This is a genomic window from Paenibacillus sp. PDC88 (genome assembly GCF_900106725.1).
In the GTDB taxonomy this organism is placed as follows: domain Bacteria; phylum Bacillota; class Bacilli; order Paenibacillales; family Paenibacillaceae; genus Paenibacillus; species Paenibacillus shunpengii.
The window spans coordinates 49,372-65,700 of the sequence record NZ_FNNT01000001.1 but is presented as its reverse complement, the minus strand read 5'-3'; the positions used below and the strand labels follow the sequence as shown (position 1 = coordinate 65,700).

The following is a 16,329-nucleotide window of genomic DNA, read 5'->3' as shown; positions in this document are numbered from 1 at the left end:
CATAGAAAAATATAACCTTCTCTGCCATGGCGATACGAGCAGAGAAGGTTATTGTTTATTGGAGCACTTGTTTTTGGCCAACGTCAAGTAGATTTCAATATTTAGAATAAAATGAGGTGTTATGAAAGTATGTATTCGAATCCAATTATATGGGCTGACTACCCTGATCCTGACGTAATTCGCGTAGAAGATACGTATTACATGGTGAGTACAACCATGCATATGATGCCAGGCTGCGTTATCCTTCGATCGTATGACCTGATCCATTGGGAGGTAGCAACGCATGTATACGACGAACTGGACAGCACTCCCGCACAGCGGCTCCAGAACGGTCAACATATTTATGGCAAAGGCATGTGGGCCGCATCCCTCAGGTATCATCAAGGAAAGTTCTACGTCATCTTTGTCGCTAATGATACTCGAAAGACATATTTGTACACCTCTACATCCATATCTGGCCCTTGGAAGAAACAATATGTGGATGGTTTTTATCATGACTGCTCCTTGTTTTTTGACGAAGATGACCGGATTTATCTTGTGCACGGCAATGCCGAGATCTATCTGACCGAATTAAATGCTGATCTGAGTGGACCTAAGCCAGACGGGATACAGCGCCTCATCGTAAAAGAAAAGCAGCCTTATCACCTCGGTTATGAAGGGGCTCATTTTTATAAGATCAATGGGAAATATTACGTGTTTTTAATTCACATAACGAAGGCGACGGGACGGAGGACACAGGCCTATTATATGGCAGACTCTCTGGAAGGGAGCTTTTCTGGTGGAGACGTATTCAATGATGATATGGGGTACTTCAATTCCGGTATAGCACAAGGAGGGATCGTAGATACACCAGATGGTGACTGGTATTCAATGCTGTTTCAGGATCATGGAGCTGTTGGCCGTATCCCTGTATTGGTGCCACTTCGTTTTAATAACGGTGTTCCAGAGTTTGCAAGCGAAGCTCCGAAGCTAGTAGATATCCAGAGCACCAGACCAGAGCATTGTTACAAGCCTTTGATAGGAAGCGATTCATTTCATTATGTTACTGGTGAGGATGGGAGAATACGACTTCGTGATTATTGGCAATGGAATCATACGCCGAATGAGAACCTCTGGTCTGTAACGGATTCACCGGGAGTTTATCGGGTCTGGACTGGCCAGATCAGTCCGAATCTGACGTTTGCCGTAAATACACTGACTCAGCGTTCAATGGGGCCTGCTTGTGAAGCAGCCGTCACACTTGATGGGAGCGGTCTGAATAACGGGGATTACGCTGGGATATGCTTCCTGATCGGTACATACGGTATGATCGCCCTTACGAAGAAGGAAGACCAATTTTACTTGGTCATGCATGCTAGAAGCAGTGAGGACTCAAGTATATTCGGCAATTTGATTGATCAGAATCCTGCCACCGAGTATGCACGTATTCCAATAGCTGATCCAGTGGTTACATTAAAAGCCTACGGTCATTTTGTAGATAATCAAGACGAATGCTCTTTTGCCTACTTGGATGGGACGGAGTGGAGACCCTTAGGCATTACCCACAAAATGATTTACAAGCTGGATCATTTTATGGGCTGCCGGATTGGTTTGTTTATCTATTCAACAGAGGTAATTGGGGGCAGAGCAGACTTTTCAAATTTTGAATACAGCGTAATCATGCCATAAGTTCATGAGCGCAGGATTCTATCCCGAATGATGATTTTGGGACGTACTCAATAGGTGTAAGTTGTTGTACAATGTAGATGATGCAGCATAGTGAAATGGTCATTCCGACAGAATTTGGGGGGAATGTCGTCTTGAATAGGAGATGGAAGGATATAGCTGGAAGAATCTTTATTCTCTTTCTGGTTCTGTGCATTCCAGCAAATCACAACGGGAGGAGTATAGAACAACACAGTTCACAGTCAGATGTACCGGAAATTCTAGAATCTGATGGATTAGAAAAGTACGCTCCTCCCATCGAGGTTTCATTTGTCAGAGAAATGGAAGATGAACTTCAACAAATGATTAGTGAGCTGCCTGGTGAGACATTGCTGGATAATCGCTGGACTCGTTTGTACGAGGAAGAATTAGGGATTCGGATTCGCTATGACTGGATTGCAAGCGGAGATGTATACAATCAGAAGCTTGGAGTCTCCCTCGCCTCTGGGCGTTTCCCGGACGTGGTCAAAGTCAATCCTTATCAGCTAAGGCAATTAAGCAACGCCGGTTTGATAGAAGACTTGACTGAAGTGTATCAGAGGTATGCTTCTCCGCTTACGAAAGATATATTGGAAGCCGAGGGAAGTGGAGCCTTAAACGCTGCCACCATTGACGGTAAACTTATGGCGATTCCAGAATCATCTTCATCCATTGAAACTGCGCAATACTTGTGGATTAGAACGGACTGGCTAAATCGTTTAGGCTTGCAGCCACCTGAAACCATGGAAGACGTACTCCTAATATCGAAAGCGTTTACAGAACTTGATCCTGACGAAAATGGAGAGCAGGATACGTATGGATTGGCGCTGACGAATCATTTATGGGATCCCGTCATGGGGGCTGAGGGCTTCATAGCCGGATACGGGGCTTATCCAAATATATGGATTAAAGATTCACAAGGCAATCTTGTTTATGGCGGGATACAACCGGAAGTTCGCGAAGCTCTATTAGCATTGCAGACTATGTATCTTGAAGGTCAACTGGATCCGGATTTCGGATACAAAAATGGAAGCAAGGAGCTGCGTCTGATTGAGGATGGCAAAATCGGCATGCTCTATGGGGAACAATGGACTTCTTTTATGCTTCAGAGCAGCCGGAGTACAGATACAAGTGCTGAATGGCAGGCTTATCCCATAGTCGCGGAATCCGGAAGAAGTCTCTTCGTTCCGCTTCGATCTAATACAGGGCAATACTTTGCCGTAAGAAAAGGATTCTCTAATCCAGAAGCGGTGGTGAAGATGATGAATCTTCATCTCGACACGAATTGGGGCGAACATGCAGAGTATGAGACCTACTACAACGATGATTCCCGAGCGGTATGGAAGTTATCTCCGGTAACTCCATTCCCTGGAAACAAAAATATCGATGCATATAAGCAAATTCGTGATGCCAGAATTACAGGAGATTTCACAGGCCTAAAGGATGAAGCTCTTGTAATCCACAAGCGAATTGCTGCCTACGATTCGAAGGGTGTAGATAGCGGCTGGGGATGGAAACAAACTTACGGGCCTTCCGGTGCTTTTAGCATAGCAGATTCGTACGAGAAGAACGATCAACTACTGTATGATCAGTTCACAGGGGGAGTGACAGATACGATGATTGATCGGCAGATTATACTCCGTGACCTTCAGCTTGAGGCCTATATGAACATTATTCTCGGAAGGCCCATAGAAGAGTTTGATCGGTTTGTAGAGAACTGGCTCCAATTGGGGGGAGATCAGATCACGGCGGAAGTTAACTCATGGTTCGGAACCCATGTGACTCAGGAGCCTTAAGCACATTTGATATCATATTCATACGAAGAAATATTCCTACAATTTTGCATTGGATGTGAATGCATTGAAAATACCTGCTGAATCAAGGTTTAGCAGTATATTCACACGATTAGTCATCACTTACCTGGCTTTCGTACTCCCACTTATTCTTCTAGGCGTGTACCTGTATAACTGGAGCTATGATAATGCTAGCCAGGAAATATCCTTATCCGCAGAAAGAGGATTAAACCAGTATGTCGTCGAGTTGAAGAGGGAAATGGAATGGATCGAGCTCCAGCAATTTAATATTGCTGAAGATCGTAAACTTAATACGCTCGCGATTCTATGGGATATAATGGATCAGGTGGAACGACGTGACACGTTGAATTACTTAACGGAACGACTGGCGGCTTTTAAGAACAGCAGTGCTTACATCAAAAATGTTAATATTCATATCCCTGCAGTCGGTAAGAGCATCTCATCCACTATGGGAGTCGATGAATTCAATGAGAGTTCGTATAAATACTTCAGTTCAGGCAAGCAGGGAAAAGGTACACGATTCACCATAAAAGATGACACGATGAATTTAAGTGCCGTTCGGTTATCAGGTATGAAAAGTGAACCAGCGTTGTTTGTGATACAAGTGGAGCTGGATACAGAGCAGTTCCAGAACGAACTATCTAGGCTTAATTTGTACCCTGAGAGCGTTACATTTCTGGTTGAGGACAAAACGGGACATGCCATTACAGATAAGCAGCCAAACAGCGATGTGATTCTTTCAAATTACCGAGAGCATCGTGCCAAGGCCTCAGCTGACGATGATTGGATGAAAGTGGATGGGAAAAGGTATAAAGTTACTCAGTTCCATCTGGAGTCTCTCGGCCTGTCCGTGGCTTCGTATTTACCGGAAGAGATTGTAACCAGACCCCTAAGCAAGTTCTATCATTGGGCCTGGTTGTTTGCAATAACGTCAATTGTTGCGATCACAGCTTTTCTCTATTCAAGCTACAAGCTAATACACATCCCTTTGCTTCTTTTGGTCAAAAGATTTAAAAAAATGGAGACAGGTGTGCTTGATATTCCCATCGTACACCATCGTAAAGACGAGTTTGGCTTCCTCTACTCCCGATTCAATCAGATGATAGAAAATCTCCAATTGTTAATTGACCGGGATTTTAAAAAAACAATGATGATGCAGCGTGCGGAGTTAAAACAGCTTCAATCGCAAATCAATCCTCATTTTCTATACAATAGCTTCTTTATCCTTAATTCGCTCGCAAGAACAGGGGAAACAGAGCGTATTGAAGAGTTTACTAACATGCTTGGGGAATATTTCAGATTCATTACCCGGAACGGGACAGACCATGTTAGGTTGAAAGAAGAAGTAGAGCATTCAAGAATATATACCGAAATCCAGCAGTTGAGGTTTTCCAGGCGGATTAAGGTTGATTTTGGACCCTTACCGCTTGAGATGGAACATATTCTGGTGCCGAGGCTTATCATACAGCCCATTATTGAAAACGCCTATGAGCACAGCCTTGAAAAGAAAACGACCATGGGTCTTCTTATCGTTCACTTTCACCTCAAAGATGAATATGCCGAGATTACGGTGGAAGACAACGGGAGTGAAATGGATGATGACCATATTCATAGTCTCCAAGAGCGATTAGAACAAGACGATGGCTCAGAGGAAATGACCGGATTAATGAATATCCATAGACGATTAGTACTCACATATGGAAAAGGATGCGGCCTATTCCTAGCAAAAGGTGAGCAGCAGGGGTTGAAAGTCACAATTCGAATCCGAGCGAAGGAAGGGGTTAACGGATGTATCGACTTTTAATTGTGGATGATGAGGAAATTATCACCGATAGTCTTTATGAAACCTTCGCCAGGCTTATGCCAGATCAGCTTGATGTATGCAAGGCGTATTCTGCAGTGGAGGCTTTGAATTGGATGCAGCGCACTCGAATCGATATCATTTTGACGGACATCCGAATGCCGGGTATGAGTGGTCTTGAGCTTACAGAACAAATTCAGAACTATTGGCCGACATGCCGGGTCATTTTTCTGACAGGACATAGTGATTTTGATTATGCCTATCGAGCCCTTCAGCTACCCAATGTACGATACTTGCTCAAAACGGAAGGATATAACAAGGTGATGTCTGTTGTTGAAGAAGTGTTGGAAGAGATTCGTCGAAGTTACAGCATGCTAGACTTGGTTAAACAAACACGTGAAGTTACCTCTCAACTTGCAGTGATCCGGCAGGAGGAATTTCTGCGCAGGCTTCTTCAGGATAGCACCGCTGTTTCAGGTACTTCAAACGATTTGCAAGATGAATTGAATAAGCGGAACCTTGATCTGCAGGCTGCCAGTCCAATATATATGGTCTTGGGTCGATTAAACGCCCCGCTTGAACCGATTTCTGATCTGGAACGAGTTCAAGAATCAGTGCGCATCATTGGATCCTCGTTCATGCAAGAGCATGCTTTGTATGCTAGTGTTACAGACCATTATGGTGATATGATCTGGCTGCTTCAGACGAAACGTGAAGACGGGACGGCGGACAATGCCTTAGTAAAATTCCTTGAGGGTACACTCGAGCTGGTGCAAAATGCATGCATGGCTTCACTTGGCGTATCCATCGCATTTACATTAAGCGGGCGAAGCTGCCGTTTTTCTGAGATCACTAGACAGTATGAACGCTTAAGATTGCTTCAATGGATGAATACAGGCGATGGCATATCCATGGTGCTAACAGACAATCACACAGTGCCTTCAACTGGATTCACAAAAGAACCTCTGCGGATATCGAGCAAGATTGAGCTTATGTCAGGATATTTGGAAACGGGACGTATCCAGCCATTCTATGACATGTTTGAGGAGCTTGCAGGAGAATTGCTGCAGCAGGATATTACGATGGAGCGAGCGATGGAGACTTACTATAATCTAGCGCTGCTAGTACACTCGACGATCCATCGATGGGGAATTCAACAGAATATTGAAGATCAACGAAGCTTACTTCATTTAGGAGAGTTTGCCAGTAGGAAAGATGCAGTGCAGTACTTGTATCATGCAGCTGAAGAATTGGTTCATTTCAAGAGATCGAATGAACAGGAAGGTGCAAATGTTGCGATCCGTTCCTTGTGCAGTTACATTGAGGAGAATCTTGAAAAAGACCTCTCACTTGTGAGACTGGCTGAGCTTCATCATTTTAACCCCTCCTACTTGTCACGATTGTTTAAGCAAGAGAAGGGGACAAACTTGTCTGAGTTTATTGACGACTGTCGAATTAGAAGAGCGAAGGAACTGCTTCAGAATACGGATCTTATGATACGTGAAATTGCGATCAGGGTGGGTTATGAGGCAGCTCATTCTTTTACCCGGCTCTTCAAGAAACTAACGGGCATGACCCCTCAGGAGTATCGTGAATCACTGTTAATACGCTAAATAAGATTAGTTGAATACCGAGAGCAGCATACATTAATTAATAAAACCACGGGGGCAGACCCTGTGGTTTTTTTTTGATGACGCAGGAGTCCTATAGGAAAGAAGAATTGATTCTAGGCGGTGTGGATCGTTTGTCTTCTATAGGCATTGGGACTTGATCCGGTATATTCTTTAAACTTTTTATAAAACCAATCGAGATCTTTGTAACCTACCTCTAAGGCAATTTCATAATTTCGCAGACGGGTAGATGACAAGAGGAGCTTTGCCTTCTCCATTCGCTGCTGCAGCATGTAATCATTGAAAGACATCTTTTCCTCCAGCTTGAACTTTTGTCCAAGGTATGCACAGTTGAAATGCAGCATGTCGGAGATTTTCTTCAACGTGATGTCATCACATAAATGTTCCCTCACATAGCTCTTGACGACATGTATCACATGACAAGAATCCATTCGCTTGCCTCTCATATCCATAGGGTGAAGAAGAGGTGATGTATTTATTGCATACTCTGTATCCAGCTTGGTTTTAAGCCCATACAAACTGTGAAGCAGAGAAGTGAGACTGACGGGAAAAGGGAGATAATCATTCACCTGGTAAGTTAATGCTTTACGTACAAGTCTAAAGTGATCCCTTCCACCGATCAGGAGGATCGGAATTTGACTGATCTTGCGTATGTTATGGCATAACCATAAACCAGCGGTGTCACAACGCTCTGTATGCACGACGATGATAGAATAATCATTCTTCGTTAATGCGTCCAAGGCAGCAGAAGAGGAGAATACACAATCTCTGATTGTATAGTGGAATTGGCTGTGATGTAGAATTTGTTCCAGCTCTTTGTACAAATAACTGCTGTAATCCACAAGTAGAATTTGATGCACGAAGCAATACCTCACTTTCTCTTGAATTAGGTATCCATGGATCAACTGAAATATAGCTTAAAACTATTATGTTAATTAAAGAAAGCGCATACAATATGCATATTTTTGTTGAATAAGCATTTCTTTACCAATTGGAAATTCATTCCTCCCGCTGTTCCGGGTTTAGGACACCTATCTATAATCTGCCAGGATAAACATCTGTATTTCGTCAGGTTGTTTGCGCTTTCATTTAAGAGATAAACTTGAGAGCAAATGATAACAGGGGGAAGACGATGAGAAGAAAAAACTTGCTTAAGTTAATGATTTTGGTATTTGCGGTTATGCTGCTGATTACAGCATGCAGCCCTGCTCCCAGCGCGCAGCCAGAACCGGAGACGAAGACGACTCAAGAAGAACAATCTCCACCTGCAGAACAAACACCTACCGAAGAGGAATCAAAGAACGAAACGTCGACACCAGAGATGGATTTTGACTTGGGGGGAAGGACAATTAAAGTCGTTGCCTGGTGGGATATGCAAATCCCAGATAACAACCCAGATAACATTCAACGGATTGAGAATTTGGAAGCATTAAAGAAGAAGCATAACTTCGAAATTGAATATATTTCGATTGATTTCGGAGAGTATCAAGAGAAAGTGGTCGCTTCACTGATGGCAGGGGAACCGCTCGGCGATATTGTAAGACTGGGCAAAGACTACGCTATACCGGCTTTGACCAAGCAGGATCTGCTGTGGCCGGTGGATGAGTATATCAAAAATGACAAGGTATTTAATCAGAAAACCACTAAGGAGTACATGCAATATGAAGGCAAGGGGTATGGATTTACCGAGGATAAGTCCTCCTTCATCAATGGGATATTCTATAACCGTACATTAATGCAGGAGCTTGGCTTAAAGCCTTTGCAAGAATATGTGGATACAGATGAATGGAACTGGGATACGTTTATCGACGTAGCCAAGCAAGCAAATCAAGATCGAAATAACGATGGCAAGCTCGATACCTGGGGATTGGCACAAACGGGCCTGCTCGAACCGATCCTGTATTCTAATGAAGCTTCTCTGACAAAAGAGGATAAACAGAACCTGGAAGATCCTAAGACAAAAGAGGCATTGAATTTCCTCTCCAAATTGGCAACAGAGAAGGTCGGCAGAGCTTCTGAAGGCGGTGACTGGACAGAGCCCGCCACATTCTTCCGCCAAGGTAATACGCTCATGTATGCAGGTGCCATGTATGAGGTTGAAGGTATTATGACAGATATGCAAGATTATGACATCGGCTTTCTGCCGTTTCCAAAAGGACCTAGCGCTTCGGCCTATCATTCAGGTGAATCACGTTATCAAGCTCTGACCATTCCGAAATCTGTGGAGAATCCGGAACAGTTGATGTACATCTGGGAGAAAATTAATGAAATTGATTCCATTTATGAATACCCTGAACAATCCACACTGGAGACCTATCTGATCGATGAAGCCGATATCAATAATGCGAGAATGGTGGCAGAGGGCATGTTGGTTCTTGACCACAACACCTTCCCATCCTTACCATATTGGGATTTTGATGCAGAGCTCAAAGAAGGTGTATCTGTATCAACCCTGATTGAGAAATACAAGGCACCTTTCCAGGCCGCAATTGATGAGGTATACAAATAACACGCAGTAAGGAAAGGGGATACATTGGAACATGCGGTCACGTAAGAATAAGGGACTCATCGTGGTGCTTGTCCTGGCCCTGGCGCTCTCCATATGGACCCTATATCCATCGCAGGATCGCAGGCCGGGAACGCTACATGCGCTTGAGGATTTTGAAGCGGTATCGGGCAGCGAGGATGAACACAGCTATGAGCATTATCTGACTACCCATGCCAACACGGCCCGACCTGATGAAATGGTTCGCATTGAAGGCGAATCGTATGCTCAGAGTGATGGCGGGGAGTTCGAGGTCGTACAAGGTTATGCCGGCTTGGAGGGCAGCGCCGTAATTACGCCAGAAAGAGGAACCCTTCGCTGGGATGTTCCAGTTCAGGTAAGTGGTCTGTATCACATCCGCATTCATTATTATCCTGTTGAAGGTAAGAGCTCGGGGATCGAACGCAGGCTTGAGATAAACGGAGAAATTCCTTTCAGGGGAGCTGACGCTCTCCTGTTTGACAGAGTATGGGGAAATCGGGAAGAAAACATACGCCAGGATGATCGCGGAAACGATCTCAAACCGAGACAAGTGGAACAGCCTGAATGGCAGCTTGCTTCCTTCAAGGATAGTGCAGGCTACTTCGAGGAGCCATATCAATTTTATTTTGAGAAGGGCAGCCAGCAGTTATCACTTACTTCGTTAAGAGAAAACATGGCCATTGATTATATTGAATTGTACCAGGAAGGGGATGTCCCGTCCTATGAAGAGCTGAAGAAGACCTATGATTCGCTCGGCCTAAAAAAATCGAGCCCCTCCCTTCTGAAGGTACAAGGGGAAGATGCGGTAAGTAAGTCGTCGCCGACGCTTGCGCCCATCTCGGATCGATCTAGTCCTTCGCTTGAGCCATACCACGTATCTAAAATTCGTATGAACGCTATTGGTGGTATGAACTGGAAGCTGCCTGGTGAATGGATCGAGTGGGAAATTGATGTGCCTGAAGACGGGTTGTATCAAATGGCGTTCAAAGTGAAGCAGGATCAATTACGAGGGATCTACGCCACCCGCAGTCTAACAATTAACGGCAAAGTTCCCTTTAAGGAAATGAAGCGCATCAGGTTTAACTATAGCCCAACTTGGCAAACTCACGCGCTGGGTATCGAAGAGGATGAGCCTTATCAGTTCCATCTTGAAAAGGGCAAACATCGAATACGGTTAACGGTCACGCTAGGGGACATTGCTCCGCTGCTTCGAACCGTGGAATCCAGTGTGCTGGAACTGAACGAGATGTATCGCAAAATATTGATGATCACCTCTAATCAGCCGGATCCACTTCGGGATTATCAGTTGGAGCAGCGAATTCCAGAGATGACCGAGGTCTTTGAGCGGCAGGCAGATACCCTTCGCTCGGTTGCAGACTATTTGGAACAGAGTACAGGAGAGCAGAGTGATAAGGTCGCAGTACTAAATGCCATGGTGGTCCAGCTTGAGGATATGGCAGCTAGACCAGAGACGGTACCTAAAAGGCTGGATACGTTCAAAATCAATGTAGGTGGTCTCGGCACCTGGATTTTGATGGTCCGTGAACAACCGATTGCAATCGATTACCTTGTCGTATCACCGCCTGATGAGGAATTACCGGAGGCGGAAGCAACCGCCATTCAACAGGTCAAGCACGAGCTGGGTGCATATATCGCTTCATATACCGAAGATTACGACAGCATTGGCAATGTGGAGCGTAAGAAAGATTCCATCACCGTGTGGATTACGACCGGACGAGATCAAGCACAAGTGCTGAAAGGAATGATCGACGATTCCTTTACCCCGGATACCGATATTTCAGTGCAATTGCGTCTGGTTCCGCCTAACATTTTACTGCCTGCAACACTCGCCGGGGAGGGACCGGACGTAGCCATGCAAATGGGGGAAGACATCCCGGTAAATTATGCAATGAGAAATGCAGCAGCTGATCTAAGTAGGTTTCCGGATTTCGAAGAGATTTCGGGCAGATTTCGCGAAAGCGGCTTAACACCTTACCGCTACAACGAAGGAGTGTATGCACTCCCGGAGCAGCAGCAATTTCCTATGCTCTTCTACCGCAAAGATATTCTAAACGAGCTTGGCCTGGAACCGCCGCAGACGTGGGAGGAGGTATACAACACCATCTCAGTACTGCAAAAGCATAACATGGAGTTCTATCTGCCCATTGATGATACCCTGAACAATGCCAATTTGGTACCGAATGCAACCTTCGCCATGCTCTTATACCAAAATGACGGAACCTTTTATACCGAAGACGAGAAAAAAAGTGCGCTGGATTCGGAAATCTCGATGGATGCTTTTAAACGCTGGACACAGTTCTATACCAATTATAAGTTTCCGCTAAAGGCTGATTTCCCCAACCGTTTTCGTACCGGGGAGATGCCGATAGGAATTGCTGATTACACCACATATAACATGCTTACCGTCATGGCTCCGGAAATACGTAACCTTTGGGACTTTACGATTGTTCCGGGTACACAACTCCCGGATGGTTCGATCAGACATGAGGTAGCGAGTAGTACCAGTGCAGTGATGATGCTTGAAAATGCCGCCAACAAGGAGGCTGCGTGGAAATTTATGAAGTGGTGGACCGATGAAGAGACGCAGATCGAATACGGAAGAGAAATGGAAGGCCTTATGGGGGCTGCTGCCCGTTATCCAACGGCTAACATTAAAGCCTTGGAGCAATTGCCTTGGCCAGTGAAAGATTATCAAAACCTGGAAAAGCAGTGGGAATGGGTGAAGGGTATCCCACAGCTTCCTGGAGGTTATTTTACAGGCCGGCATCTTGACAATGCCTTCCGCAAGGTCGTCAACGCCAGTGAAAATCCACGTGAGGCTTTGTCGGACTATGTACTGTATATCGATGAAGAGATTGAGCTTAAACGCAAGGAATTTAATCTGAAATAGAAGGAAGGGAGGGTAACGGTTGCAAGCCAAAACAACCAAGACGGCAGCCGCTCCTGCCATTCATGCGCGTCAGGTGGGCTGGTGGTCCCTTTTGAAACGGGATCTATACCTCAGCAGACACTATTACGTATTGATGGCACCGTTCATGATCATCTTTTTCATGTTTACTGTCATACCGGTGGGCATTTCGCTTGCCTTGAGTTTCTTTCACTTCAATATGCTGGAAATGCCGCGTTTTATCGGATGGCAGAACTATTCGCGGCTATTCCTGAACGATGACGTATTTCTGATTGCACTGAAGAACACATTGCTTTTTGCCGTAATTACGGGCCCTGTCAGTTATATCGCCTGCTTCTTGTTTGCTTGGATTATCAATGAACTTTCCCCCAAGATTCGGGCGGTCATGACGCTGGTCTTCTATGCTCCATCCATATCGGGAAACGTCTTCTTCATCTGGCTTATTATTTTCTCTGGTGACAGCTATGGATACATGAATGGTTTCCTGATGCGCCTTGGCGTTATTCTGGAACCCATTCAATGGCTCGCAGACGAAAGGTACGTGCTGACCATAGTCATTATTGTACAGCTATGGCTCAGTCTAGGGACCAGCTTCCTGGCCTTTATTGCAGGCCTTCAAAATATTGATCGTTCGCTTGTGGAGGCCGGCACCGTGGATGGGATCAAAAACCGATGGCAGGAGCTATGGTACATTACACTGCCTTCGATGCGACCGCAGCTGATGTTTGGTGCGGTGATGCAGATTACGGCATCCTTCGCTGTGGCAGAAATTTCGATCGCGCTGGCAGGGTTCCCAAGTGTAAACTATGCGGCGCATACGGTCGTCACTCATTTGATGGATTTTGGTACGATTCGCTTCGAGATGGGATACGCTTCAGCCATTGCTACGGTTCTTTTTGTACTTATGCTGGGAACGAATGTGATGACGCAAAAAATGCTGAGAAAGATAGGTGAATGACAATGACTAGCAAAGTACGTGGCGTCTTTGGTATGCCGAAGAGACTTAACCGGTCATTTACCGTTAGCTTGATGTTATTTGCACTGCTGGCTCTGTTTGGAGCATTCATGATACTCCCGCTAATCTATGCTGTAAACAATGCCTTTAAGCCACTCGATGAGCTGTTTATATTTCCGCCGCGCTTCTGGGTGAATAATCCGACGACGGAGAATTTTGCAGACTTGATTAATCTGATGGGCAACTCCTGGGTTCCCTTATCAAGGTATATCGCGAATACGCTGCTTATAACGCTAGTGGGAACAGCAGGACATATTCTCCTTGCTTCTGCAGCAGCTTATCCGCTGGCCAAATATCGTTTTCCCGGGTCGAAAGTGCTGTTTACGATTGTCATTCTATCATTGATGTTCTCTCCTCACGTAACGTCGATTCCGAACTACATGGTCATGTCCTGGCTTGGCTGGATTAACACGCATACATCCATTATCGTGCCTTCGCTCGCTTTCTCGTTAGGACTCTTCTTAATGAAGCAGTTTATGGAGCAAATTCCTAATGCATTGCTGGAGGCAGCCAAGATCGATGGAGCGAGTGAATATCGAATTTTTTGGAGCATTGTGATGCCCAATGTGAAGCCGGCCTGGCTTACGCTCATGATTCTGCAGTTCCCTGCGCTCTGGGGCACGGATGGCGGGAGCTTCATTTACAGTGAAAATCTCAAAACGCTGCATTATGCACTGAGTCAGATTGTTCAGGGAGGGATAGCAAGAGCGGGAGTTGGGGCTGCTGTTGCCTTACTGCTCATGATTGTACCCATCACCTTATTCGTCATTTCCCAGAGCAGCGTCATGCAGACCATGGCCACTTCGGGCATGAAGGAGTAGAAAGGAGGCAGCGACGTGCAGAAAAGCATATGGAAAAAACATAAAGTGATCATCTTGGGCATAGTCTGCCTCCTGTTATTCAGTCAAGAAGCATCCTACGTAAGTGCAGACACCAATTCAGATGCTTACCATTATTCCTACTGGGGCGATACCGTTCCAGCTCCAGCGGCATATGAGGCAACCGCAATCATCACAGGCAAGAAGCTGAACACGGTCCCTTTCAAAGAACCGAGCGATATGCATGTAACAGAGAATCAACACGTCTTTATACTGGATTCAGGCAATGGCCGGGTTATTGAAATGGACCACACTTTCAAGCTGGTGAGAACAATTGACTCATTTGAACGGGAGGGCAAGGAAGAATATTTTAATAATCCTCAGGGGCTGTACGTTACGAATAAAGGTCACCTGCTTATCGCCGATTCAGATAATCACCGGGTTGTGCATCTAGATGAGGAAGGGCAACTGGTTAAGATTGTGGCTGAACCGAAATCGGATCTGTTAAAGACGGATTTTATATTTAAACCGTTACGGATCGTCATGGACAAGGGGGAACGCATCTACGTCATGGCCGAAGGCGTTTTTGATGGATTTATGGAGTTCAGCGCCGATGGCACCTTCTCTTCCTTTATCGGAGCAAACAGGGTTCAGGTTGATCCGGTGGAGTATTTGTGGAAACGATTCGCAACCCGTGAGCAGCGCAGTCAGATGGTCATGTTTACCCCGACGGAATTTACCAATCTAGATATGGATGAGGAAGGCTTCATTTATGCCACTAGCGGCGATCGCGGTAAAGATTCTATCAAGAAGCTGAATGCCCAGGGAACAGACATTCTGCGCAGAGAGGGCTATCAGCCGCCTCAGGGCGATCTAGTGTACACCAACGAAGCCGGATCATCACGCTTGATTGATATTGATGTTGGTGATAGTGACATGTATTCCGTGCTGGATTCCAACATGGGAAGAATTTTCACCTACAATGGCGACGGTTATCTGCTCCATATATTTGGCGGTATTGGCAACCGACGGGGTCAGTTCAATACACCTGTGGCTCTAGAACGTTCAGGCGATCGCATGCTCGTTCTCGATAAGTCGCTCGGCGAGATTACGGTCTTTCAAACAACGGAGTACGGGCGCACGCTGCATGAAGCGGTACGCAGTTATTATAACGGCGACGAAGATCAGTCCTCGGTCATGTTTGCCAAAGCTGCAGAGATGAATGCCAATCTGGAGTATGCCTATGCGGGAATCGGCAAAGCGCTGCTTCGCCAGAAGGAGTATGAGGATTCTGCGCAATACTTTAAGCGGAGTATGGAGCGCCAAGGCTATTCCAAAGCTTTTCTTTTGTTTCGCAAAGAATTGATGCGTGAGCATTTCTCATGGATGATGTCTGGCTTATTCCTGGCTGCAGCTGCGTTTGTCACCGTCATCATTGTTCGCAGACAAAAAAGGAGGACAGCGAATGCAGACGTCAAGTAAGCAATTATATCAGTACCCCATGCATCTGATATTTCATCCATTCAATGGATACTGGGAACTGAAATACGAACGGAATCAGAAAACAACACTGCTGATTGCATACCTAATTCTAGTACTTTTGGTTATCACCAAAATTTTGCATGCCCAGTACAGCGGTTTCCTCATTAACTTCAACAATCCGAAGTATCTGAACAGCCTGCTTGAAATGGTATATGTCATTATTCCGGTGCTGTTCTGGTGTATTGCCAATTGGTCTTTAACCACGCTTATGGACGGGGAAGGTAAATTTTCTGAAATTTTTATGTCTACGTGTTTTGCACTGGTCCCGCTGTTTCTCATTCATTTTCCATGGATTTGGCTGAGTCTCGTCATTTCCGCACAGGAAACTGCATTTTATTACTTCTCTAACGCACTTGCAGTCGGCTGGACGTTATATCTGTTATTCGTGGGAAATATGACAGTCCACCAGTATACGCCGGCCAAAACGGTGCTGACGATGCTGCTCACCCTAGTTGCTATGGCCTTTATGGCATTTCTGTGCCTATTGTTCTTTAGCCTTGTACAGCAGATCGTTTCCTTTGTTGTAACTATTTATCAGGAATTAGTGCTTCGGGGCTAAGGAAGGAGGA

General features: G+C 45.4%; 11 protein-coding genes. 10 read left to right on the top strand and 1 reads right to left on the bottom strand.

The features are described from left to right. Positions 1–129 precede the first annotated feature (129 nt). From BLW49_RS00280 to BLW49_RS00265, 4 genes are all read left to right on the top strand, one after another. A complete protein-coding gene (locus BLW49_RS00280) occupies positions 130–1,668 on the top strand; it encodes a glycoside hydrolase family 43 protein (protein ID WP_090722520.1) in 1,539 nt (512 codons plus the stop codon). 131 nt (positions 1,669–1,799) lie between these two features. Continuing rightward, a complete protein-coding gene (locus BLW49_RS00275; protein ID WP_371264498.1) occupies positions 1,800–3,479 on the top strand; it encodes an extracellular solute-binding protein in 1,680 nt (559 codons plus the stop codon). 55 nt (positions 3,480–3,534) lie between these two features. After that, positions 3,535–5,301: a sensor histidine kinase gene (locus BLW49_RS00270; protein ID WP_090723756.1), complete on the top strand. Its 1,767-nt coding sequence runs from the start codon at positions 3,535–3,537 to the stop codon at positions 5,299–5,301. Further along, on the top strand, positions 5,286–6,911 hold the full coding sequence (locus tag BLW49_RS00265) for a response regulator (RefSeq protein WP_090722518.1): 1,626 nt from the start codon (positions 5,286–5,288) through the stop codon (positions 6,909–6,911). Before BLW49_RS00270 ends, BLW49_RS00265 begins: the two co-directional genes overlap by 16 nt. A gap of 113 nt (positions 6,912–7,024) precedes the next feature. Here BLW49_RS00265 and BLW49_RS00260 read toward each other — a convergent pair whose 3' ends face one another. Further along, the gene (locus tag BLW49_RS00260; protein ID WP_143042050.1) at positions 7,025–7,789 is read right to left on the bottom strand and encodes a helix-turn-helix transcriptional regulator; all 765 of its coding nucleotides are present in this window, start codon (positions 7,787–7,789) and stop codon (positions 7,025–7,027) included. A 272-nt stretch (positions 7,790–8,061) separates the two neighbouring features. Between BLW49_RS00260 and BLW49_RS00255 the strand changes: the two genes are divergently transcribed. Genes BLW49_RS00255 through BLW49_RS00230 form a run of 6 tightly spaced genes read left to right on the top strand, consistent with a single transcriptional unit; the run spans position 8,062 to position 16,319 of the window. Continuing rightward, on the top strand, positions 8,062–9,438 hold the full coding sequence (locus tag BLW49_RS00255; RefSeq protein ID WP_076310818.1) for an extracellular solute-binding protein: 1,377 nt from the start codon (positions 8,062–8,064) through the stop codon (positions 9,436–9,438). Positions 9,439–9,469: 31 nt separating this feature from the next. Beyond that, positions 9,470–12,367 (top strand): extracellular solute-binding protein, encoded by a 2,898-nt coding sequence (locus tag BLW49_RS00250; RefSeq protein WP_076310817.1) that lies wholly within the window; start codon positions 9,470–9,472, stop codon positions 12,365–12,367. Between the two features lie 58 nt (positions 12,368–12,425). Further along, complete coding sequence (locus BLW49_RS00245; RefSeq protein WP_256209607.1) at positions 12,426–13,343, top strand: carbohydrate ABC transporter permease; 918 nt, start codon at positions 12,426–12,428, stop codon at positions 13,341–13,343. A 2-nt stretch (positions 13,344–13,345) separates the two neighbouring features. After that, positions 13,346–14,221 (top strand): carbohydrate ABC transporter permease, encoded by an 876-nt coding sequence (locus BLW49_RS00240; RefSeq protein ID WP_047913812.1) that lies wholly within the window; start codon positions 13,346–13,348, stop codon positions 14,219–14,221. Between the two features lie 15 nt (positions 14,222–14,236). After that, positions 14,237–15,700: an NHL repeat-containing protein gene (locus BLW49_RS00235; RefSeq protein ID WP_076310815.1), complete on the top strand. Its 1,464-nt coding sequence runs from the start codon at positions 14,237–14,239 to the stop codon at positions 15,698–15,700. Next, complete coding sequence (locus BLW49_RS00230) at positions 15,684–16,319, top strand: YIP1 family protein (RefSeq protein WP_076310814.1); 636 nt, start codon at positions 15,684–15,686, stop codon at positions 16,317–16,319. The genes BLW49_RS00235 and BLW49_RS00230 overlap by 17 nt, the downstream gene beginning before the upstream one ends. The last annotated feature ends 10 nt before the right edge of the window (positions 16,320–16,329 follow it).

What these genes read in the sequence shown, in the direction of transcription:
- BLW49_RS00280 (WP_090722520.1), top strand. Translation starts at nt 130, where the DNA reads ATGTATTCGAATCCAATTATATGGGCTGACTACCCTGATCCTGACGTA.
- BLW49_RS00265 (WP_090722518.1), top strand. Translation starts at nt 5,286, where the DNA reads ATGTATCGACTTTTAATTGTGGATGATGAGGAAATTATCACCGATAGT.
- BLW49_RS00255 (WP_076310818.1), top strand. Translation starts at nt 8,062, where the DNA reads ATGAGAAGAAAAAACTTGCTTAAGTTAATGATTTTGGTATTTGCGGTT.
- BLW49_RS00250 (WP_076310817.1), top strand. Translation starts at nt 9,470, where the DNA reads ATGCGGTCACGTAAGAATAAGGGACTCATCGTGGTGCTTGTCCTGGCC.
- BLW49_RS00240 (WP_047913812.1), top strand. Translation starts at nt 13,346, where the DNA reads ATGACTAGCAAAGTACGTGGCGTCTTTGGTATGCCGAAGAGACTTAAC.
- BLW49_RS00230 (WP_076310814.1), top strand. Translation starts at nt 15,684, where the DNA reads ATGCAGACGTCAAGTAAGCAATTATATCAGTACCCCATGCATCTGATA.